Below are 26,346 nucleotides of genomic sequence, written 5' to 3'. Positions count from 1 at the left end.
CCGCCAACGAACCCACATGGATGGGTTTACGGCGTGTCCCGCGAGCGGCGAGGGCACCGCACGCCCGGCCGATTCGGCTTTTGCGCGCATCAGGTAATCGCAGCCAACGACACTACGGATGACGCCTCAATCTTTTCCAACTCACCACTCAGCACAGTGAGATCGTCTGCAAAGTACCGGGCTGTCGTCGGCTGCACGCCATGTGGTGACACAGATGCACTCACAGAGCTGCATCGCTGAACGGACGGCCTGCGCCAGACGGCTGACACCGTCGGCGCATTCGATTCGGTACTACGCCGTGACGTCTTCCAGAATGCGCTTGCCTTCGGCGCGCAATTCCGCTTCTGCGCCCACTTCGACTTTCGCGTCGTTGTCGGCCTTCTGCGCGGCCAGACGGGCCGGGCATTGCGCCATCATGTAGTCCGCGTCGAAGTTCATGCGCGTCACCAAAAAGTCCACGAACGCACGGACCTTCGGCGACACCAACCGACCGCCGGCGAACACCGCGTTGAAGTCCACTTCCGGCCCCGTCCAACCAGCCAGTACGCGGCGCACCAGCCCCGATTGCACGAAGGGTTTGGCCATCACGTCGCCGGTCAGCAACAAGCCTTCGCCGCACAGCACTGCGCCGTTGAGCGCCGCCGGATCGTTGGCCACCATCAGCGGATTGACCGGGAAATCGCGCACATCGCTACCGTCGCTGAGCGACCAGAAAAAGCGGTTGTTGTGCACATTGCGGTTCTTGCGCAACGCGAGCGTGCGATGGAATTGCAATTCGTCCGGATGCAGCGGCTCGCCATAGCGTTCGATATACGACGGGCTGGCGAACACCTGCGTGCGCAGGCTGCCGAGCTTGCGTGCGACCAGATTGGAATCGGGCAGCGCACCGACGCGCAATGCCAGATCGGCTTCGCCGCCGATGAGATCCAACTTCTCGTTGCCCAGATGCATGTCCAACTGGATTTCCGGGTATTGCGCATGGAATTCGCCCAGCAATGGCGCGATCCAGGTAATGCCCAGCGAATACGGCACGGTGAAACGCAACCAGCCGCGCGGACCGGATTGCAATTGCCCCACCGCGCTTTCGGCTTCTTCCAGTTCGCGGGCGATGCGCTGGCAATGCTCGTGGTACACCGAGCCTGCTTCGGTCAGGCCGATGCGGCGCGTGGTTCGGTGCAACAGGCGCGCGCCCAGCCGGGTTTCCAGTTCTTGCACCTTGCGGCTGACGGTGGTCTTGGGCAACCCAAGCGCGTTGGCGGCAGCGATGAAGCTGCCTTGTTCGACCACCTTGACGAAGATCAAGGTGTCGTTGAGATCGTGTGTCATGGGACTGCCTTCCGGGGTCAGGAGGGATTAGACCGCTTGCGGGACGATTATTCCCCTAAATCCGGACTAATCAAGTGCTGCTTTGAGGCCTAGCTTATGCGGCATCCCTTCTACGCAGGAGCATGGCCATGTGGTTGTGCGATGTCTTCGGCTTGTCCTCCACGTCCCGCAGCGCCATCGAAAGTGCCTTCGATCCGGTGGTTTCCGCCGGAAATCGGTCTCGCAGCAGCGTTTCGCGCCAATTCTCCAGTTCGCCGCGTCGGCAGGCTGGCGGCGCTCCAGCGCAGCGGACTGGACTGCCGGCACACTGGGTGCAGCGCGGAATTGTCCCGATCTCGGGAGTGAAAGTCCCATGATTGGGATGGTCCAGTCCGAGACGGCCGTCATTGGTGGCGCGGGCAATGTGGGTGCCGGCATCGTTGCCGCGCTGCTCGACGCCGGCATGCCGACCGTGGTGATTGGACGCGACACCGTCAAGCTCGATGCCCTGCGCGCGCAGCATGGCGACTCGCCGTTGCTGGACATCGTCCAGGGATCGGTTGCCGACGATGCGTCCGCGCAGCGCCTGGCGACCGAACTGGCACAGCGGCGCCGACCGCTGGGCGCGGTGATCGCCAGCCTGGGTAGCCCGCCCAAGGCCGGACGTCTGTTGGATCGGCCGGTGGCCGCCCTGCGTCGTCGCCTGGAGCGCGACGTGCTGCCGCATCTGGCTGCCGCCCGCCATCTGCTGCCGCTGCTGGCCGAGGCCGATGGCGGTGGCCGCTACCTGTTGCTCGGTAGCCCGTGTGCGCTGCGTGCCTGGTCGGCGCATGGCGATCGCTCGGTTGCGGCCTCAGCCTCCCGCATGCTTGCGCAGGTGTTGCACGAGGAAGCCAAGCCGTTGGGCGTCCGTGTGCATCTGCTGTCGGTCGAGCAGCCGGTGTGTACCCCCGGCCGCGCCAAGGACGCGTGTCCGGAATGGATCCGCGCCATTGATGTCGGTCGCGCCGCTGTTTCCCTCATTGCCGGGCCTGGCCAGCCCGGACAAGCCATCGTGACCGTCAGTCGTCGCCCGCCGGCCGCACCGTCGGCGAGCCGGCTGGCCGGTCTGCAATTTCCCATCCCCACCCGAGAGATTTCCCCATGACCACGAACGCCACCCCGTTCCGTTTTCCCTTGCGTACCGCGTTGGCGGGCGCCGTGCTCGCAGTGGTGCTCGCCGGCTGCGGCAGCAAGGCCGCCGAGACCGGCGCACCCCCGCCGCCCAGCGTCAGCGTCGCGCCTGTGTTGATGAAGGAGATCAGCCAGTGGGACGAATTCAGCGGCCGCATCGAGCCGGTGGAAAGCGTCGAATTGCGTCCACGCGTATCCGGCTATATCGACAAGGTCAACTACACCGAAGGCGCCGAAGTGAAGAAGGGCGATGTGCTCTTCACCATCGACGAACGTAGCTACCGTGCCGAGTTCGCGCGTGCCAATGCCTCGCTGGTCCGCGCCCGCACGCAGGCCACGCTGGCGCGCAGCGAGGCATTACGCGCGCGCAAACTGTCCGAGCAGCAGGCGATCTCGACCGAAACCTGGGAGCAGCGCCGCGCTGCCGCCGATCAGGCCGACGCCGACCTGCAGGCCGCCCAGGCCGCGGTGGACACCGCCAAGCTCAACCTGGATTGGACCCGCGTGCGCGCTCCCATCGACGGCCGCGCCGGGCGTGCGATGGTCACCGCCGGCAACCTGGTCACGGCCGGCGACAGCGCCAGTGTGCTGACCACCCTGGTGTCGCTGGACAAGGTGTTCGTCTATTTCGATGCCGACGAAGGCACCTTCCTGCGCTATTCGCAAATGGCCCGCAACGGCGAGCGCCCGGACGCACGTGGCGGCGAGTTGCCGGTGCGGATCGGGCTGGTCGGCGAGCAGGGCTTCCCGCATACCGGGCGCGTGGATTTCCTGGACAACCAGGTGACCCGTAGCACCGGCACCATCCGCGTCCGCGCGGTACTGGATAACGCGCAGCGGCAGTTCACGCCGGGGTTGTATGCGCACGTGCAGTTGTTGGGCAGCGGCCAGTTCAAGGCCATGCTGGTCGATGAAAAGGCCGTGCTGACCGACCAGGACCGCAAGTACGTCTATGTGGTGGACAAGGACGGCAAGGCGCAACGCCGCGATGTGGAACTCGGCCGCAGTGCCGATGGTCTGCGCATCGTGCGCGGTGGCCTGGCCGCCGGCGACCGCGTGGTGATCGATGGCGTGCAGAAGATCTTCATGCCGGGCATGCCGGTCGATGCCAAGACCGTGGCCATGGCACCGGCGTCAGACAAGCGCACCGCTTCCAATTAGGTATCGCCAACGCACGTTGCGCGCAGTCGCGCCTGCCCGGCGACTACGCACCACCTGCCACGGCTGCACTGATTCATCGCTGCATCGCAACCCGTGACCGCTGGCCTCGTCATCAGGAAGGTCCGGGGCCGCTGTGCCGCGCCGCCACCCGGCGGCAACCTCTTTCAGGACCATTCCCATGGACTTTTCCCGTTTTTTCATCGACCGGCCGATCTTTGCCGCGGTGCTGTCGATCATCATCTTCGCGGCTGGCTTGATTGCCATGCCGCTGTTGCCGATCAGCGAATACCCAGAAGTGGTGCCGCCGAGCGTGCAGGTGCGCGCGGTGTATCCGGGCGCCAACCCCAAGGTCATCGCCGAAACCGTCGCCACGCCGCTTGAAGAAGCCATCAACGGCGTGGAAAACATGATGTACATGAAGTCGGTGGCCGGCTCGGACGGTGTGCTGGTGGTCACCGTGACCTTCAAGCCCGGCACCGATCCGGACCAGGCACAGGTGCAGGTGCAGAACCGCGTCAGCCAGGCGCAGGCGCGTCTGCCCGAAGACGTGCGCCGACAGGGCGTGACCACGCAGAAGCAATCGCCGACGCTGACCATGGTCGTGCATCTGACTTCGCCCAAGGGCAAGTACAACTCGCTGTACCTGAGCAACTACGCCACCTTGAAGGTCAAGGACGAGCTCTCGCGTCTGCCGGGTATCGGCCAGGTCCAGATCTTCGGGGCCGGCGACTACGCCATGCGCATCTGGTTGAACCCGGATAAGGTGGCCGCACGCGGGCTCACCGCCAGTGATGTGGTCGCCGCCATCCGCGAGCAGAACGTGCAGGTCTCCGCCGGCCAGCTCGGCGCCGAGCCGATGCCGAACAAGAGCGATTTCCTGCTCTCGATCAATGCGCAGGGCCGCCTCACCACCGAGGAAGAGTTCGGCAATATCGTGATCCGCAGCGGCAATAGCGGCGAGATCGTGCGCTTGAGCGATGTGGCGCGTCTGGAACTGGGCGCCGGCAACTACACCTTGCGCTCGCAGCTGGACAACCAGAACGCCGTGGGCATGGGCGTGTTCCAGTCGCCCGGTGCCAATGCGATCGAATTGTCCGACGCCGTGCGCGCCAAGATGGCCGAGCTGCAAAAGCAGTTCCCGCAGGACATGGCGTGGTCGGCCGCCTATGACCCGACCGTGTTCGTACGTGATTCGATCAGCGCGGTGGTGCACACGCTGCTGGAAGCGGTGCTGCTGGTGGTGCTGGTGGTGATCCTGTTCCTGCAGACCTGGCGCGCCTCGATCATTCCGTTGCTGGCGGTGCCGGTGTCGGTGGTCGGGACATTCGCCGCGTTGTATCTGCTGGGCTTTTCGATCAATACGCTGAGCCTGTTCGGCTTGGTGCTGGCGATCGGCATCGTGGTCGACGATGCGATCGTGGTGGTGGAAAACGTCGAACGTAATATCGAAGAAGGTCTGAGTCCGCTGGCGGCGGCACATCAGGCGATGCGCGAAGTGTCAGGCCCCATCATCGCCATCGCGCTGGTGCTGTGCGCGGTGTTCGTGCCGATGGCGTTCCTGTCGGGCGTGACCGGCCAGTTCTACAAGCAGTTCGCGGTGACCATCGCCATTTCCACGGTGATCTCGGCGATCAACTCGCTGACCTTGTCGCCGGCGCTGGCGGCGATGCTGCTCAAGTCGCACGACGCACCGAAGGATGGCCCGTCGCGGTTGATCGACCGCTTGTTCGGCTGGTTGTTCCGCCCGTTCAACCGTTTCTTCAACACCAGCTCGCACAAGTATCAGGGTGCGGTGTCGCGTGCGCTGGGCAAGCGTGGTGCAGTGTTTGTGGTGTATCTGCTGCTGCTGGTCGGTACCGGTTTCATGTTCAAGGTGGTGCCGGGTGGCTTCATTCCGACCCAGGACAAGCTGTACCTGATCGCCGGGACCAAACTGCCCGAAGGATCGTCCCTGGAGCGCACCAATGAGGTGATCCGTCAGATCACCCAGATCGCGCTGCAGACCGAAGGCGTGGATCACGCAATCGCATTCCCCGGTCTGAACCCGCTGCAGTTCACCAATACGCCCAATACCGGCACGGTGTTCCTGACGCTCAAGCCATTCAGTCAGCGCAGCCGTACTGCCGCGCAGATCAATGCGGAAATCAATGCGCGCATCAGCCAGATCCAGCAGGGTTTTGCGTTCGCCTTCATGCCGCCGCCGATTCTGGGCTTGGGCCAGGGCTCGGGCTACTCGCTGTACATCCAGGACCGCGCCGGTCTGGGGTATGGCCAGTTGCAGACTGCAGTGAATGCGATGTCCGGTGCGATCTCGCAAACGCCGGGCATGCAGTTCCCGATCGGCACCTACCAGGCCAACGTGCCGCAGCTCGATGCCAAGGTCGACCGCGACAAGGCCAAGGCGCAAGGCGTGCCGCTGACCAACCTGTTCGACACGCTGCAAACCTATCTGGGCTCGGCCTACATCAACGACTTCAATCGCTTCGGTCGCACCTATCAGGTGATCGCCCAGGCCGATGGACAGTTCCGCGACAGCGTCGAAGACATCGCCAACCTGCGCACGCGCAATGCCAACGGCGACATGGTGCCGATCGGCAGCATGGTCACACTGGGTCAGACCTATGGCCCGGATCCGGTGATCCGTTACAACGGCTACCCGGCCGCCGACCTCATCGGCGAAGCGGACCCGCGCGTGCTGTCGTCCACCGAAGCAATGCAGAAGCTGTCCAGCATGGCGCCGAAGGTATTGCCCAACGGCATGAACATCGAATGGACCGACCTGAGCTATCAGCAGTCCACGCAAGGCAACTCCGCATTGATCGTGTTCCCGATGGCGGTGCTGCTGGCGTTCCTGGTGCTGGCCGCGTTGTACGAAAGCTGGACCCTGCCGCTGGCAGTGATCCTGATCGTGCCCATGACCTTGTTGTCTGCGCTGTTCGGTGTGTGGCTCACCGGTGGCGACAACAACGTGTTCGTGCAGGTGGGCCTGGTGGTGTTGATGGGCCTGGCGTGCAAGAACGCGATCCTGATCGTGGAGTTCGCCCGCGAACTGGAAATGCACGGTAAGGGCATTGTTGAAGCGGCACTGGAAGCCTGCCGCCTGCGCCTGCGTCCGATCGTGATGACCTCCATTGCCTTCATCGCCGGCACGGTGCCGCTGGTGTTCGGCCATGGCGCCGGCGCCGAAGTGCGCTCGGTCACCGGCATCACGGTGTTCGCCGGCATGCTCGGTGTGACCTTGTTCGGCTTGTTCCTGACTCCCGTGTTTTACGTGGCCCTGCGCAAGTGGGTGACCCGTCGCGGGCCCGCGACACCGCCTGCCGTTGCGCACGACCATGCGCACGTCAACGCCTAAGCGCGCGTTGCATCCCCCCTACATACATTCGAAGGACTTACACATGAGCAACACCAAGATCGCATTAGTTACCGGCGCCACCCGTGGTATCGGCCTGGAGACCGTTCGGCAATTGGCCACCGCCGGCGTGCAGACGCTGCTGGCCGGCCGCAAGCGCGACGACGCAGTCGCCGCCGCACTGAAATTGCAGGCCGAAGGCCTGCCGGTGGAGGCCATCCAGCTCGACGTCAATGACGACATCAGCATTGCCGCCGCGGTGGGCACGGTCGAGCAGCGTCATGGCCATCTGGACATCCTGATCAACAACGCCGGCATCATGATCGAGGACATGCAGCGCGCTCCGTCGCAGCAAAGCCTGGAGGTATGGAAGCGCACGTTCGACACCAACCTGTTCGCCGTGGTCGAGGTGACCAAGGCCTTCCTGCCGCTGCTGCGCCGCTCGCTGGCCGGGCGCATCGTCAACGTGTCGAGCATCCTCGGCTCGCTGACCTTGCACAGCCAGCCCGGCTCGCCGATCTACGACTTCAAGATTCCCGCTTACGACGCTTCCAAGAGCGCGTTGAACAGCTGGACGGTGCATCTGGCCTACGAGTTGCGCGACACCGCCATCAAGGTCAACACCGTGCACCCGGGCTATGTCAAAACCGACATGAACGGTGGTGGCGGCGAAATCGAGGTGGAGCAGGGCGCCTACAGCAGCGTGCAGATGGCGCTGCTCGACGCGCACGGCGCCACCGGCAGCTTCACGCATTTGGGAGAAGTGTTGCCATGGTAAGGAACGCCCTGGGCCTCACCCTGGCCGCGCTGGTGCTCAGCGGTTGCGCGGTCGGGCCGGATTACCGCCCCGAACCGCCTGCCGCAGTGACGCTGCAAGGCGCGCAGGATCCGGCGTACAGCACGCAGTCGCCGGTAGGCAACTGGTGGTCGCAGTTCGACGACCCGGTGCTGGAGCAACTGGTGCGCGACGCCTTGTTCGCCAACCACGACCTGCGCATCGCCGTGGCGCGCGTCAAGCAGGCACGCGCGGTGTTCGTCGAACGCCGGCTAGATCAGGCGCCACACATCACCGCGCAAAGCAGTTTTGATCGTCGCGAGCAGCAGCAGGTGGTCGCCGGCAATCAGCGCTTTCTCACCGAGCAAACCACGCTCGGTCTGGATGCGGCCTGGGAGCTGGATCTGTTCGGTCGTCAGCGGCGCGCATCGGAGGCGGCGCGTGCCGATCTGGATGCCGAGCAGGCCAACCTGCAGGATGTGCAGGTCACCGTCGCTGCCGAAGTGGCGCGTAACTACTTCGAGTTGCGCGGCACCCAAAAGCAGCTGGAGGTGTCCAAGCGCACGCTGACCAACCTGCACGACACCCAGCGGCTGACGCAGACGCGGTGGGACCTGGGCGCCGGCAGCGAACTGGATGTGCAGAGCAGCTTGGCGCGGTTGAAGGCGATCGAAGCGGATATTCCGCTGCTGGAAACCGCAGAAGCGCAATACCGTCATCGCCTGGCCGTCCTGCTCGGCCAGCAGCCGGATGCGCTGGATGCCACCTTGGTTGCGCGCACCACGCCGGCGTTCGCACGTGCATTGCCGCTGGGCGATACCGCCGGCTTGCTGCGGCAGCGCCCCGATGTGCGCAGCGCCGAGCGTCGGTTGGCGGCGGCCACCGCGCAAGTGGGTGTGGCCACTGCCGATCTGTTTCCGCGCATCAGCGTGAGCGGGTTTGTCGGCTTCCTGTCCGGCGATGCGGCCAGGTTGACCCAGGGCAACGCCAAGGCCTGGTCGGTGACCCCGTCGATCAGCTGGGCGGCCTTCGACTTCGGCACTGTGCGTGCGCGCTTGCGTGCCAGCAAGGCGCAGGCTGAAGGTGCGTTGGCGCAGTATCAGCAAGCCGTCTTGCTGGCGCTGGAAGACACCGAGAACGCGTTGATCGGTTATGGTCGCCAGCAGGCACGTTTGGCCATCGTGGTGGAGCAGGCCAATGCCGCGCGGCGTGCCGAGCAGCTGGCGCAAATCCGCTACCGCGAGGGTTCGGAAGATTTCCTCACCCTGCTGGATGCGCAACGCACCCAGCTGGCCGCCGACGATGCACTGGCGCAGGCCGAGGCGGCAGTGAATGTCGGCGTGGTCGGCGTGTACAAGGCGCTCGGTGGCTGGAAGCAGGACCAAGCGCCTGCGGCGCCGGTGGCCGTGGTCAATCGTTGAACGCTGCAGGCGGGGCGGTCAATGGGTCGCCCCGCAGGCTGGGCTGTGGCGATAAGCGATAGGCCGCTGGCTGTGGTCCAACGCGTTTACGCATGACCGTTGGCAAGATCGGCCGCGCATCCGTCGCCGTGCGTTCGCTCACGCCGGGCTTCGGGTTGCTACTGACACGGTCGGCAGCACAATCGCATTCGCCCCGAGTGCCTTCAATCCATCTGCCATGTGCGTCTGCATGCCAATGGCATGCACGCTGGCTGGTGGCGCTTACCCTGCCACCCGCGCGCTGTCGCGTCCGCCGTTCTTGGCCAGATACAGTGCTGCATCGGCACGCGAAAACCAGTCCTGCCAATGCGTTTCGCCGTCGTGCCGTGCCGCACCCAGCGAGACGGTGATGCGCCCGCCCGGTCCACGCAGGCCGTTGCGTATCACCTTGCGCAAGCGTTCGGTGGCCGCTTCCAGTTCCGCAAGCGAACCGGCCCGCAACAGCACCACGAATTCTTCGCCGCCAAAGCGGAATACCTGATGCGGTTCGCGTACTTCGAAGCGCAGGATGGTGGCCAGATCCGAGAGCGCCGCATCGCCTGCGGCATGCCCGTACAGATCGTTGACCTCTTTGAAATGATCCAGATCCAGGATAATCAGGCTGTTGAGCCGATCATGCGGTTGGCGTTGATCGATCTGATGGGTGAGTGCGCGTTCAAGCATGCGGCGATTGGGCAAGCCGGTCAGCGCATCCAGCGAGGCCAGCTCTTCCAGATGCACGCGGTCGTCCTCCATCCGCAGCGAAAACACGTAGCCCACCGCAAGCGTCACCAGCGTCACCACAATCGTCGAAACGCCCTGGCCGGGGCTGGTGATCAAGCCGGGCAAGAACAGCAACGCGGCCAGCAGTGGCAAGCTCAACAACACCGCCCGTCGCGGCCCGCACAAGAAATAATTGGTGGCCAGGACCGGGAACAGCCAGGGCAGGGCGCCATCGCCACCGGTCCAGCATGCAACCAGGCACCCGCCGACATTGATCGACGCCAGCCACACGCCGCCGGAGCCGGTTTGTTCGGCGCTACGCATCTGCCAGCCGCGCCAGACCGCGAGCAAGCCCAGCGACATGGTGACCAGGCAAGCAACCACCTGACCGGTCATGGCCAGGTACACGGCATAGAGGCAAAGCAACAGCGCAGTGATTGGCCCAAGCATCTTGACGATGCCAAGGCGGAAATCCCGCCGCAGGTGGAGGATCACAGGGAAGGTTCTGTAGGAGTCGGCAACATTATCGGCGGGGTGTCGTCAAAGTTGAGCGTGTCTTCATCTGCGCGCCGGGTAGGAAAATGAAGCGTTGCAGCGCAAGGCTTCGCACATCCTTGACGTTCTTGCGGCAACTGTATCGTCTTTGTCGTCGGAGTCTGCCATGCCCACCCGCGAAGAACTCGAGATGCGTCTGGACGCGTTGCAGGAAGCGTTGCCGAAGTTGTCGGCAGATGAAGATGCGGACTTCGACTATCTGGATTTCCAGGCGCGTGCGGAAGCGATGCTGCGCAGCGCGACGCAGGACGATGCAGCCTATGTACGCACCCGCATCGATGGCATGCTGGCCAGCGCTGGCCTGATTCCCACCGATGACGCTGGCCACGCCTGCGGTTGATGCCTTGTCCTGTGTGCGAATGCATCTGCGTGCGCGTCCATCACTGCAATGCGCGCGGGTGAATGACGCAAGCGGTGTCGTGCAGTCGCTCGCGTCCACAGCCGCAAGGCGCAAGCGCTAAATGCGGATACCAGAATCGACCGCGTGACCATGCCTCTGCATGAGCTTGGCGAAGCAGGCTTGGCCGCCGGCGCTCACGCCGCGGTTGCGAGCACGTGCGCACTCACGACTTGATTGCGGCCACCCTGTTTGGCGCGATACAGCGCCTCGTCCGCCCGCCGCAGCAACTGCGCCACGGTGACGGCGTGATCGGGGAAGCTGGCCGCGCCGAACGATGCGGTGACCTTCGGCAGTGAGACGCCATCGCCCATCACCTGCAAGGCCTCGATGCCGGCGCGCAGTTTCTCGGCCATCATGCAGGCGGTGGGCAGATCCACCTCGGGCAGGATGATCGTCAATTCTTCGCCGCCGTACCGGCAGCAGATGTCCTCACCGCGGGTTTGCGACAGCAGCAACTCGCCGATGGCCGCCAGCACGCGGTCGCCACCGCTGTGCCCATGCAGGTCGTTGAATTGCTTGAAGTGATCCACATCCAGCATCAGCACCGACAGCGGCAGCACCCGCCGCGTACAGCGCGCCAGTTCGTGATTGAGGGTTTCTTCCAGATAGCGGCGGTTGTACAGACCTGTCAGCGGGTCGCGGATCGATTGCTGGCGCAGCGTTTCGCGCAAGCGCAGGTTGTGCAGCGCCAACGACAGTTGCTCCGCTGCCGCCTCGGCGACGGTCAGCGATGCGAGATCGCTTGGGTCTTCGCTGCGCAACGCCAGCATTCCCAATTGCGTGCCTTGCGCCGATAGCGGAATGCAGGCCGTGCCCGCATGCGGCGGGAGATTGACGCCGGCATGCTGACACAGCATGCCCTGGCTGGCGTCCATCACCACATGGGTGCGGTCGCGACGCAGCGCCCAGCAGTTGTCCGGTGCGATGCTGGCACCGGCGTCGTCGGCCATCGTGCCCCAGGCGACCACTTGTTCGGCGCGATCGCGCGAGGCACGCAGCAGATACACCGCGCCCGCCGCGCCGGGCATCAGCGGCGCGATCGTGCGTGCGGTGATTTCCAGCGCTTCTTCGGCATCGCGGCAGTTCTGCAGCAACCCTGAGTACCGCGACAGCGCCTCCAGACCAGCAGAGGTGCGTTCAAGTGCCGCAAACGATTCGGCCAGGCGCTCGCTGGTATGGCTGGCCTCGTCTTCGGCACGCGTGCGCCGTTCCAGCTCGCGCGACAGCAATCGGTAGGCCAGCAACATCACCAGCAGTCCGCTGACAATACCGATCACCGTCACCCACAGCACCCATTGCGCACTGCGCGTAGTGGCGTCGTTCCGCCGCACCAACTGCTGGCGCTCAAGCTCCGTCATGGTCTGCACCTGGCGGCGTAGCGATGAAGAGGTCTGGAACACGCCGCGTGCGATCGACGTCCGTGCGCCGTCCAGGCCCTGCTTGCGATAGCTGTGCAACAGATCGTCGATCTGCACAATGCGCCCATCCACCAGCCGGCCGAGTGTCGCGACATTGCGCCGCTGTACCGGGTTGTCCTGCACCAAGGCATCCAGCCGCACGATACGTTCGGGCAAGCGTCCGATCGCATCGGCATAGATGCCTAAAAAGGCCTCGTTGTCGGTCAGCACATAGCCGCGCACCGACGATTCCGCCGACAGGATGCCCGCCTGAATCTCATCAATGCTGGCAATGACCTCCTGTGTATGCGTCACCCAGCTGGCGGCCGACAGCGTCTGCCGCGTCGTGAGATAACCACCCACGCCGATCAGCACAAAGATCAGTCCGCCTACCAGCAGCGCCCCGGCAGCGCGGCGTTTCGTTCGTTTGTTTACCACCGCGTTCCCCCGCACGATTGTCTGGTTGAGGTCGATGCAAGCCGCGTGCCTACGCTCCACTCTGCTTGGCGAGTCAGCTGGCAGACGGCACAGCTCCCCCGGTCGCAGCGACGTGGCGGTATCCTCGTATGCCCCATTCAGAAGAGCAGCCGTTGGTCATTTTTCTAGGCAACTACCAGCTGACCTGTTACGCCGCCAAAGGCGACATATCCGCCCCAGGCTGGATCGCCGGCTGGGATATCGCACAGATCGGCGTCGGCGGAGCTGGGAACCTGGCAGGCGCTGCGCTCTCGCCAAGCTTCCCGGACCACCGCAGTGCCATGGCCGCCGCCCGGATTGCCGGTATGGTCACACTCGAAGCCATGCACGCCAAAGCGCAAGAGCAGCGCGAACACGCTTGAGCAACGGGTGCTGGAATGCTGGCACGCAGTTTGCTGTGACGTGATCAGGACGCCGTCGAGCGTCTCTGGAGCACGTGCAATGGAAGAGCCCAACAAAAGCGCCCTGGTCTTGCTGCACCACGAAGCCAGCGAGTTGCTCGCATTATTCGATCAACTCCGCGGCGATGCGCCCCCTGCCGACAGCCTTGCCGGTGCCGTTGTCTGTAGCGCCGAACACGACTACGCAGTGAACGTCACTAACTGACGCAGCGGGCTTAGCCGGCATCGGTCTTTCGCAACGCCTATGGAAAGGCCGGGAACCCTCCGCATCGGGAATTCCCGGCCTTGGTCGGTCGTCTTAGGACCGTTGTTTGGTGCAGGTGGGCGGAGCCTGAAGACGCCCTTACGCAAGCCATTGACCTTAAAGCATTTCGGTTCTTCCAGCTGAGCCTGCCTTGATGCCTCAAATGCTCCCTAAAGTCCTGTGCTGAGTAAGTGGGGAGTGGCGCTGCCGATCAGGTGTAGCAAGCCAGTCATCTGCACCGCTCGATCGGTAGCCCCTTCTGATGGCTGCTCAGCAGTCCAGCTTGCTGCCGCGTCTTGGCTTGCCGCACTCCGAGACCGATGCCTCAGGGCCTGGCGATAGGTCAAGTCCACGGCTGCTGACAGCGGCTGGCGCAAAGCGAAGCCGCAACCTTGACCACCAGTTACCTTCGGCGATAGTGCTGCCCCGCACGCGGTTTGAGAGGTTGACCGGTCCGCGCTGTCGTCGTTTTCGGAGCTCAACAGGAGTTCCAAAGGAGGCAAGGCAGTGCGCAGCCGGTTCGTTGTTGATCCGTATCCCTCAGTATTTGTCGCGTTCGTTGCCCTGCGGTCGATGGTCCTTTCGGTAGCGGGTTCCCGCTGACCTCCAGCCGCTGCTCGGCTTGCAGGCGATCAAGCGCACCTTGCGCAAGACCTATGTCATCAAGAAGTCGGCCATCCAAGTATTGGTGGACTACCTGGGTGAGAAGACGAAGATCCATACCATTACGCGGTCAGACTTAGCTCGCTGGTCTCAGCAGATGCGGAAGGAGGCTGCGTCCACACCAACGCTGACGAACAAGCAGAGCTACATGGGCGGGAAGGGAGGATTTTTCGATTGGGCCATGGTCTCCGGTCACTACCCTCAAGGCGATAACCCGGCCAAGGGTCATGTCAGCTATGGGTAAGGGAACGGCGGGCTCGACGGAAGCTTGGGTTCAAGGCTTTTGATCGTGAGCAAATTCATGCGGTCTTCTCGCCGGTCAATGTCTCACGGCTCCCGCCGAATGCGCGCTGGGCGGCGCTCATCGGGCTCTACACGGGGGCGTGCGCCTCCGAGGTGGGGCAGCTGCGGGTGGCCGATGTGTTCAATGAGGACAACATCCCATGCATCCGGATTTCGGACGAGGGTGAGCACCAGAAGGTCAAGACCAAAGTGAGCTTGCGGACAGTGCCGCTACATCCGGATCTGTTGGCGCTAGGATTTTGGGACTGGGTGGAGGACTGAAAGGCTAATGGTCACAAGCGATTACTCCCCCAGGCCAAAGCAGACGCCATGAACGGGCAGGGGAACTGGATCACGAAGGCAGTTAGCCGCTACCTGGGTGTGGAAGGTCAGGACTGATGCCAAGCAGCTGCTAGGCTGCGCTTATTGAGCCTGTGCTCGACACATAGCACGTGATCATCCAGTGCTTGGCGTAGGCGTACGCTTCGTCCCGATCCGGGAAAGCGACACTGGGGACTGGGTAGCAGTGAAGTGTGATACCGCCGGGCCTCGAAATCAGGAGCTCGGGTAGAAAATTACCGCCAGACGGGGTGACGTGGGCTGTAAGCAGGTAATCGCCCACGTGCCGAGTTGCCATAATGCTCAACAGTGATCCTCCTTGATAGTGCTATGCAATTTTGGGTATATATAATTTAAGATTTGCGGGACAAGCCGCTTTGCCGCAAAGGCTCTAGATAGCCGCTTGTCGCCTATGCCTAACGCAGCGATCTCATAAGCCGGCGGAAAATTGTCTAGCTGAGGTGTCGCAACAGCCATTCAGAACTCATCGTTGAAAAGCCGGACCACGCAGCGTCTTTCTTTGCCAGCTTAGCCACGAGAAGGGGATCCTCTTGATCAAGGTGCCGCCTTAACACGTCGCGTATGGTGCTTGCGTTTCCCAGATGGCCGATGAGCCAAGTCGATCCTATGTGGTTAGACCAAGGGTGCCCAATTGATTTAATTGTGAAAAATAAGCTTGTGTAATCTTTGGCGTTGTTCTTACACTCGAAACTAACCATGTATATCGGCACACAGAGCTCCTCTTGCTCGGTGTGCCATTATGCCTGCTTAAGCTAAAAATTAGGCATAAATAGTCGTAATTAGCTATGAATATTACCTAATTGGATGCGGTGCCAAGTAAGATTGGACTAGTCCAGATCGCTGCGTCCTTGGGATGTGCTTGCCTTCGACCGATTCATAATGGCCTTGTGTGGTGCTTTGCTGATCAGATCTTCACTGGCCAACGCATTAAAAAACGCAGCCAAACGATCTCGATGCTTTTCCTTCGTGCGCATCCCAAGCTTGGCGTAACTGCCTTCTTGGCTTTTTTCAAAATGTCAGCAGGAGCCACTCCTGCAAACTCTGCCTTTTTTACTCGCGTTGCTGGGGTAGTGCTCGATGGCTTCTAGGAAGCTCCGCACGTCATCGGCTTTTGAGTCTTCCACAGGCTTGTCGCCAACCAATGCAACGAACAAGCCGAGGCTGTATGCGGTGTCGAAGATGTTGGTCGCACTTCGACCGACTCGTTTCATCTGACGAACATGGATAGCGGCGCGTTCAGAAAACAACGGCCCGGCCCTCTTCGTCACTTCGGTGGAAGAGGGCAACGGCAGATTTTTCAGCCCTTCGAGCAACCGGGCATGATCTTCGGCTCCGTCAGCAGACAGTTCCATTCCACCCACCTTGATGGTGTAGGGCCGAGCTTCGTTGCCTTGCAATGCGGCCAAGGCCTGGCTCAGCAAATCGTCCTTCATGCTGCTTGCCCCCGGCCGTATCCGATCGTTCGTGCCACGGCCAGACGGGCAGCATCGCCCAGGGACAAGCGAACGGGACGGACAAGGTAGCGCGAGCCAATGAGGGCTTTGCAGGTCGGTCGGGACGAAGAAGCGCACATACAGCCCAGCAGGGCGGCGCAGAAAATAAGGCTTCGGCACGGGGTTTGATACCTCGTTTGATACCTAACGCAGGCTCAAACTGAACATCAAACCCCGGGCCTAACCTTCGCAGAATCAAGCACTTACTGCTCTTTTCCGCGATCAGATGGTGGAGGTGGGCGGATCGTCCCGGCACCCTTTCCTAAGCAGTTGAACTGCAAGGAAAAGCCGGCGACACCACTCCCTCAAAACGATACCTCAAACGATACGCAATCGTAGCATGCAGGCACGGTAAGGGGCTCGTGGGCGGCCGTTCTCGAAAGAGGACGGCATGCTGTGGAAACTCTTGGCGGTGGTGGCATTGGTGGCCGGCGGCCCGGCGTGGGCGCAGGGCGGTTCGGTTCCGCCCACCGGAATCGAATCGGGTGGTTGGGAGCGTCAGCACTTGGGCGACTACGTCAGCGGGCCGGGGGAGTCACTGCCCGACTTCCTGCGCCGCACTGGGCGAGTGCTTCACGAATTCACACGCCAGAGCGGAAACGAAGCATGCGGGGCCATTGCTAGCGATGGGCGGCGCTTCTCACTGCGCCTCTACACGGACGGGGTGCCCCATGGCTGCGCCATTCGGACCAACGAAGTGCTCGAGGGCTTCGCCTATACGGGGGAAACGATCCATTCTCACCCTTGGCAAAAAGTATTGAAAATGACGCCTGCGGCGATGGCGTGGAGCCGTCAGCATCGGGATGGCAACGAACGCGCCTCGTCGCTGCGAAACGACGGGGCGAGTGGTTTTAGCAAAGCTGACCGCGCCAATGGCGACGGTTGGCTTGTTGCTGGTGGAAGCTTGCTCCATATCGTCAACGGAAAGAGTGAGCGGGTGGGGAGTCTTTAAAAGCACTCTTCCCACGCCGCGTCACCCGGGCCACCGCCGATGAAAATCCATCGTGACTTGCCGCTGGCACATAGCGCTTGAGAGCGAATAGCCGTCCAGGTGTAACCCTTCGAGTTAGGTCCGCCTGCTTGAACCGTCCAACCGGGGCCCGATGGGTATTGGCATCGGACCGAATCGCCGTCTGTGTAAGCAAAACAGCCTTCGATGTAGCGTTCTGACGGGTAGCCGGATTGCGCGCAGGTGTTGGACGTGGTGACCCAGCCGCTAGTGGCGGAGTAAGTGCCGCTCCAGCTCTCCGACGTGCTCGACACGGGGGACCCGGTGGCGGCCGGGCACCTCCAGGACGTGGTGCGAGTTCCATTCTCGACGCGGTTGCGCTGTTGCCAGTGCTCGCCCACCTGGCCAGCCGGGCAGCCCACGTTCTGGCTTTCGGCCGGCGCATCGCGGGAGATGGCCACCGACGTGGGCGAGGGGGCCACGCACGCCGGCGCGCAGGTGCTGTTGACCGTCGTCCAGGGGCCATAGATTGCTGTGGCCCAGGCTTCATAGCCACCCCCCACCTCGCCGCAGTAGCCCACGCGTTGCTGCGCCACAGTCCCAATCTGTCCTGCGGGGCAGTTCACGTTTTGCGTCTGCGTCGGCGGCACGGTGCAGAGCTTCAATCCAGGGGGAGTGCTAGGAGGGGTAATCCCCCCACAGGTTAGCTGACGCCAGAAGTGGAATTTTCTCGTACCCTTTTCTGATGAGGTTCCATGAAGACATCCCGTTTCACCGACAGCCAGATCATCGCCGTCCTCAAACAGGCCGAGGCCGGCACGTCAGTGCCGGAGTTGTGCCGAGAGCACGGCATCAGCTCGGCAACGTTCTATGAGTGGCGCAGCAAGTTCGGCGGCATGGATGCGTCGCTGATGTCCCAGCTCAAGGAGCTGCAGGACGAGAACCGGCGCCTGAAGAAGATGTACGCCGAATCGCAAATGGCTGCCGAAGTACTTCGTGAGGCGATGGCAAAAAAATGGTGAGGCCATCTCAACGCCGGGAGATGGCCCGATGGGCGGTGGCGAACAAGGCGATGAGCATCCGGCATGCCTGCCAGGCGTTTGAGGTCAGCCAGACCTGCTACCGCTATCAAGCCAAGGCCAGCGAGGAGAACGTCCAGATTGCCGATTGGCTTGTCCGGTTGACCACGACCTATCGTGATTGGGGGTTCGGCCTATGCTTTCTGCACCTGCGCAACGTGAAGGGCTTCGGCTGGAACCACAAGCGGGTGTACCGCATCTACCGGGAGCTGGAGTTGAACCTGCGGATCAAGCCGAAGAAACGGCTGGTACGTGAGCGTCCAGAGCCGTTGTCGGTACCGGAGACGATCAACCAGGTCTGGTCGATGGACTTCATGCACGACCAGTTAGCCGATGGTCGCAGCTTCCGGTTATTTAACGTGCTCGACGACTTCAATCGCGAGGGTCTGGGCATTGAGGTCGACCTGTCGCTGCCATCGGCCCGGGTGATCCGCTCGTTGGATCAGATCATCGACTGGCGCGGCAAGCCAAACGCCATTCGCTGCGACAACGGCCCGGAGTACATCAGCGGCGCGCTGCTAGCTTGGGCACAGCAGCGCGGCATTCGGATCGAGCACATCCAGCCGGGCAAACCGCAGCAAAATGCCTACGTCGAACGTTACAACCGCACCGTCCGCTACGCTTGGCTGGCCACAACGTTGTTCGACACCATCGAGCAGGTTCAGGACAAGGCCACGCGCTGGCTATGGACGTACAACCATGAGCGCCCCAACATGGCGCTCGGCGGTATCACCCCAGCAATGAAATTGGCGATGGCCGCGTAGCTCCACTTTTGGCGAACGCTAAAAGCGGGGGATTACCGGGCGAGCTGTGGGCCATCACCGCTTGCGGCGTCGTTGGGCTCATCGGCTTGGTGGCTTTGGCGCCAACCCTGCTTCTTCTCGTGACGAGCGTTCTGGGGTAGCGCCCATTCCAGAAAGGCGACGCGCTTCTTTGCCGTCGATTGGCTGCGAGGCCTAGACTAAAAGTCCCTTGGCTTGCGGTGGTTGGAATGGACGACCTGATTGAGGACCGAAACCACGAAAACCACTGGTTCGCGCAAGCCGCTGGATTGCGAGCGGCTGCGGCCTGCCTCTGGCTTTCGATACGGGAGCACCCAGAGGAAGTAAGACAACTGCTTGGCGAGCCAGTGGGGTTTTCGACTCCGCTGGCGGCTCGCCCGTCCTACCATCTGCTTTGTGGTTTGGCGCTGGAAGTTTTGTTGAAGGCCGTCTTGGTGAGTCGCGGAGAGAAAGCGCCGACCATTCATGATTGCGTTGAACTGTGCAAAAAAGTCGGCCTCGTTGCATCTTCAAGCGAAACCGAGTTGCTGCAGTTCTACTCGTCCACTGTGGTGTGGGCGGCGAAATATCCAACGGCCCTTAAGGGTTTTCCAGAAATGATTTCATACTGGGAGAATGCCGCAAACGTCCTTACAAACAGCGAGGATGTCACGTCAAGCACTTGGATAAAGCGAGTGGGGCCCAGCGGCAGAACCGATTGGGCCGCATTCGATGAGCTCTATTCAAAGATTGCCGCTTCGCGGGCCACCGGCGCCAAAGCTCAAAAAGATATTGGCGCGCTGTCAATAGATTGAGTCAACACCCTTTTTTGTGAGTGCGATTGTGCCGTTTTTTTCTTCCACAATGCCTTCGTCAACAAGCTGAGAAATTGCAGCATCAAGGGCCTCTTTCTGCTTCGGGTTCCAATTCATGACTCGCTGGAAGTTGAATGCAGGAGGGTGGAGGACATGGCCGACGTTAGCTTTCTTCTCGGAAAAGTAGTTCAGTATTTCCTTTTTTACAAAGTCGATATATTCGGTCATGGCCCTGGTCGCGTCCTGATTAGATGGTGTTTCGAAGAAAGAGCCGCCCCGGCCTTGACAAGGCGCCGGGGCGGCTTATGTTGAATCCACGGCCCCCGAGTTTGACCGACTCGGAGGCGAGCAAATGTAGGAATCAGCTACGACATGCCCAGGCAAGGCCCCTTGAAGCCACTCTAACAAGCCTGGACGGACCCGCAAGCCCCCCTCCCTTTCCTCGCCCCCGAATCTGCCCAGCCCGAAGGCCGTTGGTAGCCGTATCACGACGATCCATTGAGTTGAGGTGCGCACGGTTTCCGGGAGCCCATTGCGGGCTTGGACTGACCGTCACCGGGTGCGCAGGCAGTAAAGCGAGGGGGGTGAAACTCGCGCCAGCCAAGTAACGCAGATGTCGATGGTAACTGGGGAGTGCTCAATCTGGCCCCAGCAGCGTCTCCCATTCGCGGTCCCGTTACCAATGGTTCGTTGCTAGGAGAAGCCCCAGGAAAAACGCGCCTGGGCACGGGAAAAGTAAAGCAACACCGGAGAGACGCCAAGAGAACCTTGGTGACAGGACCCGGACCCGGCGCGGTTGCTCGCGTGAACCTGTCGTAGTGGTGCAGAGCAGAGAATCACCACGCCCTGAGTGCTGGGGGTCGCCGTCACGGGACTAACGCACGGGCCAAGTCACCCCACCGCTTTTTTAGTCAGCGGGTAAGGGGAGACTTTGCCCTTCGGCTCTCGGGGCCCCGGAGGGGACCCGAGAGCCGAAGGGCAAAAGCAGGGGAGCTTTAGCAAAGCTTTAGGCTCTGAGAAGGCAAACGCATGAGTGCTTTTCTGTTACTGCAAAGCATATCGGGCGCTCGTAGCACCAAAGCATCACGCTCCACTGCCATCTTTCACCGATAGCTACTTCCAGCGCATGACGTAGGGTTCTGCACTGCCGAAGGAATGGACGCGTATGCCTTCGGTGACTCGCTCATAGCATCCTTGGCTATAAGTGCCATCGGAGCGTTGGACCGTAAGAAGACTGCCTTGCTGGGAGGCCTGCCATCGAAAGAATGGGAAATCCGCACCATCCATCTCTGACATCTGCATCTGCGCGACCAACTTGCAGCTTGCTGTCCAGAGAACAGCAGGTTGATTCTCAAAAAGGAAATGTTCTGCCGAGCGCGCATAAGGCTGACTCATCAGCGTCCCAATGAGCTTTTCGCTAGAAATCGGGCTTGGAGTCCAGTGGTGCGGCGTCATAGGGGGAAGAGCCTCAGGCCCTGCGCAGGTTCCGGACTGCGTGAGTTCGGCACGGCAAGGCAAGACGGTTGCGGTTAGCTCGGCTGCCGCTGTGTCGGGGCGGTAGACCCGGATGCCTTTCGCCGTGCGTTCGTAACAGCCCCCGCCGTCATACGCAGAACCCGTAAACCGAGTAAAAGACTTGGTCTTGGGGTGATTTATTACATGTTGGCTCAGCCAGCGCCCAAAAGCTGACGGCCTGGCCGAGTCAGAAGCGTTTTGGACGCGCTCTTCCTTTGCGCACGAAAGCTCTGTCAGCTCGTATCGATAACTGCCGTCTAGAACGATAGCTGACGGATTGAGTTCGTTCTCGGTGAAGCTGTCAGCGCCGGCTGTAGCAGTAACGCCCGTCAGGAGCACCGTAAGGGCAGCAAGGTTTTTCATGGGGCGTTTCCAGGGAATACAGGTTTGGCTCTCACGCCCGGCGTGGGGTGCACGGTTCAACGATTCTGTGCTCGCTTTTCCCGCCGTCTCTGAATATGACGCACCTGTTGGAAGGCAAGGTCAAACTGGCCCGGAACGTAGGGCGGCAGAACCACAGGCGGCCCGTAGAGATTAAGCGCGTCAAAGCGCTTCGGGATGGTGCCCGGATTGACGTAGTGCTTGAGGCCGCCGGGCAAGGTCAGGTCGTGCCCCGTGATTTCCTGCACCACCTGGATGGCAATGCCCCGCTCGTTGACCAGGTTGCTCACGATGTTGTGGCGGAAGCAATGGAAGGATTTCAGGCGGCCGGTCAGGCCGCGCTTGATGGCGTAGGCGCGGAACTGGTCGCCCATGGTGTCGCCGTAGCCGCCGGCCTCTGTGTGCTGGAGGTGCGGGAACAGGCGCTCAAACCCGGCGCGCTTCACTTCCTCGACGAACGCCATGAACCCCGCCTGCAGGACGGTGTCCGACAGGGGGACGAAACGCGAGGAATGCGCGTTCTTCAGCCGTTGGTCCGGTCGCTGGGCGCGAATGTGGATGCCCCAACGGCCCCCAACCTCGGCCACGTCATCGACGTAGAGCTGGGCCAGCTCATTGATGCGCGTGCCCGTGGCCACGCCCAGGATAGAGCCGAACCAGCGGTGCGGGTATTTGCTGGCCCACTCAGGAAAGGCTTCGGAATCGAACAGCGCGGCCAGCTCTGCGGCCGTGAAGGGTTCGCGGGTTGGGGCATCGGTTTTGGACTTGGAGCGGTTCATGATGGCCTTGTGCGGGGCTTTTGGGATGAGCGCTTCATCGGCTTGCGCATTGAAGAACGCGGCCAAGTGGTCGCGGCGCTTTTCCTGGGTGCGTTCCAGCAGGGTGGGGTGGCCGCCGCCCTTGGCCTTTTGCACCACTTCCAGGGCGTCAGCCCACGAAACACGGCTTTTTGCTGGCATTGGCCGGGTAGACCGCCAGGGCATAGAGAAAAGCCCGCACGTCTGTGGCCGTGACCTCTTCAATCGGCTTGTCGCCGCCGAGGGCGAGGAACAGGCGCAGCGTGTATTCGGTGTCCATCACGTTGCGCACGGCCCGCTGGGCTCGCCGCATGTCGCTGAGGTAGACGTCAATGCGCTCGGACAGCAGCGGCCCGGCAGGCGGCTTAGGCGGTGCGGGGGGCTGTGGGGGCTCCCAGCCGTGCATGCCCGCCATGAGCGGGTCTTTAGCCGCCAGGGCGTTCAAATCTTGCACAGTCTGCCGGAAAAGCCGGCGGTCCTCGGCCGTGTTGATTTCCACGCCGCCGAGCGTCAGTCCATTGGGGAGGCGCACTTGCTGGATGGTCAAATCCTGATGCCCGTGCTCGCGCACCCGGCGCAAGATGTCCTTGATGTCGTCGTTCACCATCGTCCCTGTCCGCAGCGCCTTGAAGGACTCCGATAGTGCCACCGCCATGCGGGCTGCGACCAGCCGGGCGGCGTCGCCTCGACCGGGCAGGGCGCGCACGAGGAAGCGGCACCCCAGTAGCGGACGCAGGTCAGCGGGCACAAGAAAGCGGGCATAGAGCCCGCTGGCGCGCTTCAACAAAAAGGGTTTGGGCAAAACGATACCTCAAACGATACCTTTAAGGGGCATCGTTTGAGGGTCGTAAATCACCAGAAAACCTTGCAAAATCAAGCTACTTACGCTAGATTTGCAGGTGAGAATGGTGGAGGTGGGCGGAGCCTGAAGACACCCTTTCGCAAGCCATTGACCCTAAAGCATTTCGGGTCTTGCAGCTGAGCCTGCTTTGATACCTCGAATGATACCTAAAGTCCTGAGCTGAGTGAGTGGGGAGTGGCGCTGCTGATCGGGTGCAGCAAGCCAGCCGGCTGCACCGCTTGGTCGGTAGCCCCTTCTGATCGGACTAGGGCGAGCACCAGAAGGTCAAAACCGAAACGAGTCTACACACGGTGCCGCTGCATCCGGATCTGCTGGCACTAGGGTTTTGGGACTGGGTGGAAGGCCGAAAGACTGCTGGTCACAAGCGCTTGTTTCCCAGGCCAGAGCAGACGCATATTGATGGACCCTTGATACGAGATGTCGCGCCACCGTGCACTGGTCACCCGAACGAGTGGGCTCGCCTGCGTTAGTATTGGTGCAGGGAGCCTTAGCGGCCTTGGCTGGCAAAGGGTATGTCCAAAAGAGGGCAAGGAAAGCTAGGCGTGACAACTATTTCTGTCGAATACGTAGATATGTCGTCCGGGGATATCCTGGGGCGAGAAGATTATTCAGAAATCCTTGGGGTGACTATTCCTCATATTACTGGGAAAGTCACCATTTGCTGCAAGGCTTTCTCAGGGCAGCAGACAACGCGCTGGCAAGTCATGTCCATCGAACCTTGTGTAGGGGCTTCACCTACAGTCGTGCGTATTATCCTTCAGCGACACAATGCAGCAGTCAGGAATTTGGCGGAGACGGTCGCTAAAGTCGGCGTGAAGCTCAAGGAGTTAATGCACCCAGGAAAGTTAGTTGAAGTGGAGTATGGCCATATTCCCCAAGTCGTTGGGGTGGATGGTTTATTCGCCGGCAACACATCATTCTTCGATATGCACTTGCGAGGAGAGATGCACAAGCGACGCTTAGCTGTGGTTTTGAGTATTGGTAACGGAACTCTACAAGTAGCTCCGGTTACGTCCAAGGCAGGATATCCCGCAGACCCCACGCGAGTGCCCATTAGTCGGGACACTTTGGCAAGCTTGCCGTTTTACGCCAATAGCGGGTTAGAGAGCTGGGTGCTATGTGGGATGGTCACCAGTGTTGCATTCGCTCGCGTTTTGCCTCCCAGTTATGCTGGTCACAGAGGCGAGTCTCGGGACCACAGCTACCCGGCACGCGTCTCCTCGGCTGAGCGGCGTGAAATCATGTTGGGCGTGTCTCACTCTGTCGGAATGAGGCCAGAGAAGCCTCATAGAGGTGAAGTAAAGCGTGAGAAAAAGCTTGAGGGTAAAATCGCCGCTCTGGAACGGGAGCTTGAGTTGGTTCGCGAGGTGGCCCGAGGATGGGAAGAGGCGGTTAAACTCTCGCTGGATCAAGAGGTTGAGGAGCTTCGTAAGCTCAATGCTGAATAGCCTGTCCCATGTGCTTGACAGTGCGTTACGCGACCGTTATAGTCCTGTCACTTGGTGGAGGACGCGGTGCAGTGACGGCCTTCATGACGGCGTTAAATCGCCCACTGCGATGTGAAATTTAACAAAAAACCGCCTTAGGGCGGTTTTTTGTTAAATTTCACATGGAGTGTCGAATCTCCCAGGCTGGTCTTCTGGTGCTGCTGAGCAAGGCCTTTTACAGCCGCGTGCGTAAACAGCGGCGTGCGTAAATGGAGAAATGACCGACTTTGCGTATCCCTCAGCGCTTGGGCACCAAGGACACATCAGTCCACGACGCGGGACCGATGGTCGCTCACCTCACGAGACGCCTTGAACAGCGTCGTGCCGGCACACAGGCAGCCTCTGTCGTGGGAGTGCCTCCATTGGTGCTGGCTGCGTGGCTGTCTGGTGTAGCCAGGACAAGGTGATGCATCAAACCTTCACCTGTATCACTTCCTTACTTTACTGGGACTGGCATGTGTCTCAGCCGATGCGACAGGGGTGCTGATACTCATTGCAATGGACAGAGCTGAGTTGCGCATCCACCTTGATCACCTGGACGACGCAGTGCCCACGTTGAGGGCGTCGAGCTCCGACCGTTGACACTTCTTGCGAGCGTTCCCGGGCATGGCGCAGGTCGTTGAGGCAAAGGCTCTCACTGCTCAAGATGCTGAATTCGTCAGATGGCGTCTTGACGAATTCCTGGCTTGGCATGGGCTCACCAGCACTGACGAACCAAGCTAAAAGCGCAAATGACCAGGGCGCTGCACGTTAAACACGCTTGGCTAACGGCCACCCTTAAACGTGAAGCTGAAACGTGCGGTGGATGAAATAGCGGTGTCCCCGCTGATGGGCAGGGTATGGCGTCCACCAGCGTTAACATGCCATCGCCGACAGGCACCGGAACGCCAAGCGTGAGATCAATCTGCTTGGACCAGCCGCCGCCCATCACGGCCGCCCTGACGATCAACCGCCCGGCATGAATGCATTGAACATCGATCGGGCAACGGCTGTCTTCAATCACTTGGTCGGGACGCACCTTGGGACCGTCGACCGCTGCAATCTCGCTCAGACGCACGGGCCCTTCGATAGGCTTGATCTTGGCGGGGGCGGCCGCTGTGCATCCCGTAAGTGAGATGACCACCAGTGCTGCAAGCATTTGCACTCGCATTCAAGAAGCCAGGGTAGCTTTTCGTTGTTTGATTGGCATGGTTGGGGTCGGCTCTGAAGGTGGTCCGAATGTCCCATAACTCTGCGATGCACGGCTGAGATGCGCGCCATGGGCTATCGAATTTGACCGCTGTGAGCATAAGCACTCTCGGTGAGCGAACGCTAGCGACAGCAAGCAAGCAAGCAAGCAAGCAATCGAGCAAGCAAGCAGCCGGCAAAGTGCGCGAGGATTAGGAACAAAAGTTGCGCGCACACAGGACTCGGATCTCCTTGGCTTTTCGATCGCCGGCAGGGGAGTCGCCCATCAATGCTATCCACCAGCGCTGGGCCTCTGAAAGGGACCTTAGCTTC

The 26,346-nt window shown here is 61.4% G+C and carries 20 protein-coding genes and 5 pseudogenes; 16 read left to right on the top strand and 9 right to left on the bottom strand.

Annotated features, from left to right (window positions below; all coding sequences use genetic code 11):
* Positions 1 to 291: 291 nt before the first annotated feature.
* Complete coding sequence (locus M0D43_RS03520; protein ID WP_101363243.1) at positions 292 to 1,326, bottom strand: XC_2801 family transcriptional regulator; 1,035 nt, start codon at positions 1,324 to 1,326, stop codon at positions 292 to 294.
* Positions 1,327 to 1,454: 128 nt separating this feature from the next.
* Here M0D43_RS03520 and M0D43_RS03515 point away from each other — a divergent pair, with 128 nt between their 5' ends.
* The 6 genes from M0D43_RS03515 to M0D43_RS03490 all read left to right on the top strand — a co-directional run bounded on the left by M0D43_RS03515 (position 1,455) and on the right by M0D43_RS03490 (position 9,187).
* Positions 1,455 to 1,682: a hypothetical protein gene (locus M0D43_RS03515; RefSeq protein ID WP_252163570.1), complete on the top strand. Its 228-nt coding sequence runs from the start codon at positions 1,455 to 1,457 to the stop codon at positions 1,680 to 1,682.
* On the top strand, positions 1,679 to 2,452 hold the full coding sequence (locus tag M0D43_RS03510; protein ID WP_252163569.1) for an SDR family NAD(P)-dependent oxidoreductase: 774 nt from the start codon (positions 1,679 to 1,681) through the stop codon (positions 2,450 to 2,452). The genes M0D43_RS03515 and M0D43_RS03510 overlap by 4 nt, the downstream gene beginning before the upstream one ends.
* Positions 2,449 to 3,639 carry an efflux RND transporter periplasmic adaptor subunit gene (locus M0D43_RS03505; protein ID WP_252163568.1) on the top strand — a complete coding sequence of 397 codons (1,191 nt, stop codon included), beginning with the start codon at positions 2,449 to 2,451 and terminating at the stop codon, positions 3,637 to 3,639. The genes M0D43_RS03510 and M0D43_RS03505 overlap by 4 nt, the downstream gene beginning before the upstream one ends.
* A gap of 178 nt (positions 3,640 to 3,817) precedes the next feature.
* The gene (locus M0D43_RS03500) at positions 3,818 to 6,994 is read left to right on the top strand and encodes an efflux RND transporter permease subunit (protein WP_252163567.1); all 3,177 of its coding nucleotides are present in this window, start codon (positions 3,818 to 3,820) and stop codon (positions 6,992 to 6,994) included.
* A gap of 43 nt (positions 6,995 to 7,037) precedes the next feature.
* The gene (locus M0D43_RS03495; RefSeq protein ID WP_101363238.1) at positions 7,038 to 7,769 is read left to right on the top strand and encodes an SDR family oxidoreductase; all 732 of its coding nucleotides are present in this window, start codon (positions 7,038 to 7,040) and stop codon (positions 7,767 to 7,769) included.
* The gene (locus tag M0D43_RS03490) at positions 7,763 to 9,187 is read left to right on the top strand and encodes an efflux transporter outer membrane subunit (protein ID WP_252163566.1); all 1,425 of its coding nucleotides are present in this window, start codon (positions 7,763 to 7,765) and stop codon (positions 9,185 to 9,187) included. Before M0D43_RS03495 ends, M0D43_RS03490 begins: the two co-directional genes overlap by 7 nt.
* 261 nt (positions 9,188 to 9,448) lie before the next feature.
* Here the strand turns inward: M0D43_RS03490 and M0D43_RS03485 are convergent, their stop codons facing one another.
* Complete coding sequence (locus tag M0D43_RS03485; RefSeq protein WP_252163565.1) at positions 9,449 to 10,423, bottom strand: GGDEF domain-containing protein; 975 nt, start codon at positions 10,421 to 10,423, stop codon at positions 9,449 to 9,451.
* Positions 10,424 to 10,517: 94 nt separating this feature from the next.
* Here M0D43_RS03485 and M0D43_RS03480 point away from each other — a divergent pair, with 94 nt between their 5' ends.
* Entirely contained in the window at positions 10,518 to 10,823 is a 306-nt protein-coding gene (locus M0D43_RS03480) for a hypothetical protein (protein ID WP_252163564.1), read from the top strand.
* A gap of 194 nt (positions 10,824 to 11,017) precedes the next feature.
* Here M0D43_RS03480 and M0D43_RS03475 read toward each other — a convergent pair whose 3' ends face one another.
* Entirely contained in the window at positions 11,018 to 12,718 is a 1,701-nt protein-coding gene (locus M0D43_RS03475; RefSeq protein ID WP_252163563.1) for a sensor domain-containing diguanylate cyclase, read from the bottom strand.
* A 152-nt stretch (positions 12,719 to 12,870) separates the two neighbouring features.
* On the opposite strand from M0D43_RS03475, the gene M0D43_RS03470 reads away from it, so the two are divergent.
* The 3 genes and pseudogenes from M0D43_RS03470 to M0D43_RS03460 all read left to right on the top strand — a co-directional run.
* Complete coding sequence (locus M0D43_RS03470) at positions 12,871 to 13,119, top strand: hypothetical protein (RefSeq protein WP_252164951.1); 249 nt, start codon at positions 12,871 to 12,873, stop codon at positions 13,117 to 13,119.
* A gap of 79 nt (positions 13,120 to 13,198) precedes the next feature.
* Complete coding sequence (locus M0D43_RS03465; RefSeq protein ID WP_252163562.1) at positions 13,199 to 13,363, top strand: hypothetical protein; 165 nt, start codon at positions 13,199 to 13,201, stop codon at positions 13,361 to 13,363.
* Between the two features lie 568 nt (positions 13,364 to 13,931).
* Positions 13,932 to 14,743 (top strand): annotated as a pseudogene (locus M0D43_RS03460) (DUF6538 domain-containing protein); the annotation flags it as partial.
* Between the two features lie 812 nt (positions 14,744 to 15,555).
* On the opposite strand, the pseudogene M0D43_RS22110 reads toward M0D43_RS03460, so the two are convergent.
* Positions 15,556 to 16,320 (bottom strand): annotated as a pseudogene (locus tag M0D43_RS22110) (integrase); the annotation flags it as partial.
* A 271-nt stretch (positions 16,321 to 16,591) separates the two neighbouring features.
* Between M0D43_RS22110 and M0D43_RS03450 the strand changes: the two are divergent.
* The 3 genes from M0D43_RS03450 (at position 16,592) to M0D43_RS03440 (ending at position 19,804) form a co-directional block, all read left to right on the top strand.
* Positions 16,592 to 17,152 carry a hypothetical protein gene (locus M0D43_RS03450; protein WP_252163560.1) on the top strand — a complete coding sequence of 187 codons (561 nt, stop codon included), beginning with the start codon at positions 16,592 to 16,594 and terminating at the stop codon, positions 17,150 to 17,152.
* Positions 17,153 to 17,904: 752 nt separating this feature from the next.
* Positions 17,905 to 18,992, top strand: a protein-coding gene (locus tag M0D43_RS03445; protein ID WP_252162113.1) for an IS3 family transposase whose coding sequence is annotated in 2 segments (ribosomal slippage) — positions 17,905 to 18,157 and positions 18,157 to 18,992 — 1,089 coding nt in all. Because the reading frame shifts where the segments join, the coding sequence is not laid out codon by codon here.
* Positions 18,993 to 19,219: 227 nt separating this feature from the next.
* Positions 19,220 to 19,804: a HEPN domain-containing protein gene (locus M0D43_RS03440; protein WP_252163559.1), complete on the top strand. Its 585-nt coding sequence runs from the start codon at positions 19,220 to 19,222 to the stop codon at positions 19,802 to 19,804.
* Here the strand turns inward: M0D43_RS03440 and M0D43_RS03435 are convergent.
* The 4 genes from M0D43_RS03435 to M0D43_RS22100 all read right to left on the bottom strand — a co-directional run bounded on the left by M0D43_RS03435 (position 19,793) and on the right by M0D43_RS22100 (position 23,299).
* On the bottom strand, positions 19,793 to 20,032 hold the full coding sequence (locus tag M0D43_RS03435; RefSeq protein WP_252163558.1) for a hypothetical protein: 240 nt from the start codon (positions 20,030 to 20,032) through the stop codon (positions 19,793 to 19,795). The two genes, M0D43_RS03440 and M0D43_RS03435, sit on opposite strands and share 12 nt — an antisense overlap.
* An 885-nt stretch (positions 20,033 to 20,917) precedes the next feature.
* On the bottom strand, positions 20,918 to 21,682 hold the full coding sequence (locus M0D43_RS03430; RefSeq protein WP_252163557.1) for a hypothetical protein: 765 nt from the start codon (positions 21,680 to 21,682) through the stop codon (positions 20,918 to 20,920).
* 56 nt (positions 21,683 to 21,738) lie between these two features.
* Positions 21,739 to 22,659 (bottom strand): site-specific integrase, encoded by a 921-nt coding sequence (locus M0D43_RS22105; protein WP_425510639.1) that lies wholly within the window; start codon positions 22,657 to 22,659, stop codon positions 21,739 to 21,741.
* The gene (locus M0D43_RS22100; protein WP_425510638.1) at positions 22,628 to 23,299 is read right to left on the bottom strand and encodes a DUF6538 domain-containing protein; all 672 of its coding nucleotides are present in this window, start codon (positions 23,297 to 23,299) and stop codon (positions 22,628 to 22,630) included. The genes M0D43_RS22105 and M0D43_RS22100 overlap by 32 nt, the downstream gene beginning before the upstream one ends.
* Positions 23,300 to 23,607: 308 nt before the next feature.
* Here M0D43_RS22100 and M0D43_RS03420 point away from each other — a divergent pair.
* The 3 genes and pseudogenes from M0D43_RS03420 to M0D43_RS03410 form a co-directional block, all read left to right on the top strand.
* Positions 23,608 to 23,763, top strand: a pseudogene (locus M0D43_RS03420) (integrase); the annotation flags it as partial.
* A 138-nt stretch (positions 23,764 to 23,901) separates the two neighbouring features.
* Positions 23,902 to 24,807 carry a type II toxin-antitoxin system PemK/MazF family toxin gene (locus M0D43_RS03415; protein ID WP_252163556.1) on the top strand — a complete coding sequence of 302 codons (906 nt, stop codon included), beginning with the start codon at positions 23,902 to 23,904 and terminating at the stop codon, positions 24,805 to 24,807.
* 537 nt (positions 24,808 to 25,344) lie between these two features.
* A pseudogene (locus M0D43_RS03410) lies at positions 25,345 to 25,569 on the top strand (hypothetical protein).
* A 41-nt stretch (positions 25,570 to 25,610) separates the two neighbouring features.
* On the opposite strand, the pseudogene M0D43_RS03405 reads toward M0D43_RS03410, so the two are convergent.
* Positions 25,611 to 25,996: pseudogene (locus tag M0D43_RS03405) on the bottom strand (hypothetical protein).
* Positions 25,997 to 26,346 lie beyond the last annotated feature (350 nt).

The sequence above is a fragment of the Xanthomonas prunicola genome (assembly GCF_025266575.1).
GTDB classification, from domain to species: domain Bacteria; phylum Pseudomonadota; class Gammaproteobacteria; order Xanthomonadales; family Xanthomonadaceae; genus Xanthomonas; species Xanthomonas prunicola.
This window is presented reverse-complemented; position numbering and strand designations above follow the sequence as displayed.

Coding starts and splice junctions, on each gene's coding strand:
- M0D43_RS03520 (WP_101363243.1), bottom strand. CDS start 1,326: ATGACACACGATCTCAACGACACCTTGATCTTCGTCAAGGTGGTCGAA.
- M0D43_RS03515 (WP_252163570.1), top strand. CDS start 1,455: ATGTGGTTGTGCGATGTCTTCGGCTTGTCCTCCACGTCCCGCAGCGCC.
- M0D43_RS03510 (WP_252163569.1), top strand. CDS start 1,679: ATGATTGGGATGGTCCAGTCCGAGACGGCCGTCATTGGTGGCGCGGGC.
- M0D43_RS03505 (WP_252163568.1), top strand. CDS start 2,449: ATGACCACGAACGCCACCCCGTTCCGTTTTCCCTTGCGTACCGCGTTG.
- M0D43_RS03500 (WP_252163567.1), top strand. CDS start 3,818: ATGGACTTTTCCCGTTTTTTCATCGACCGGCCGATCTTTGCCGCGGTG.
- M0D43_RS03495 (WP_101363238.1), top strand. CDS start 7,038: ATGAGCAACACCAAGATCGCATTAGTTACCGGCGCCACCCGTGGTATC.
- M0D43_RS03490 (WP_252163566.1), top strand. CDS start 7,763: ATGGTAAGGAACGCCCTGGGCCTCACCCTGGCCGCGCTGGTGCTCAGC.
- M0D43_RS03465 (WP_252163562.1), top strand. CDS start 13,199: ATGGAAGAGCCCAACAAAAGCGCCCTGGTCTTGCTGCACCACGAAGCC.
- M0D43_RS03450 (WP_252163560.1), top strand. CDS start 16,592: ATGCTGTGGAAACTCTTGGCGGTGGTGGCATTGGTGGCCGGCGGCCCG.
- M0D43_RS03440 (WP_252163559.1), top strand. CDS start 19,220: ATGGACGACCTGATTGAGGACCGAAACCACGAAAACCACTGGTTCGCG.
- M0D43_RS03435 (WP_252163558.1), bottom strand. CDS start 20,032: ATGACCGAATATATCGACTTTGTAAAAAAGGAAATACTGAACTACTTT.
- M0D43_RS03430 (WP_252163557.1), bottom strand. CDS start 21,682: ATGAAAAACCTTGCTGCCCTTACGGTGCTCCTGACGGGCGTTACTGCT.
- M0D43_RS22105 (WP_425510639.1), bottom strand. CDS start 22,659: ATGCCAGCAAAAAGCCGTGTTTCGTGGGCTGACGCCCTGGAAGTGGTG.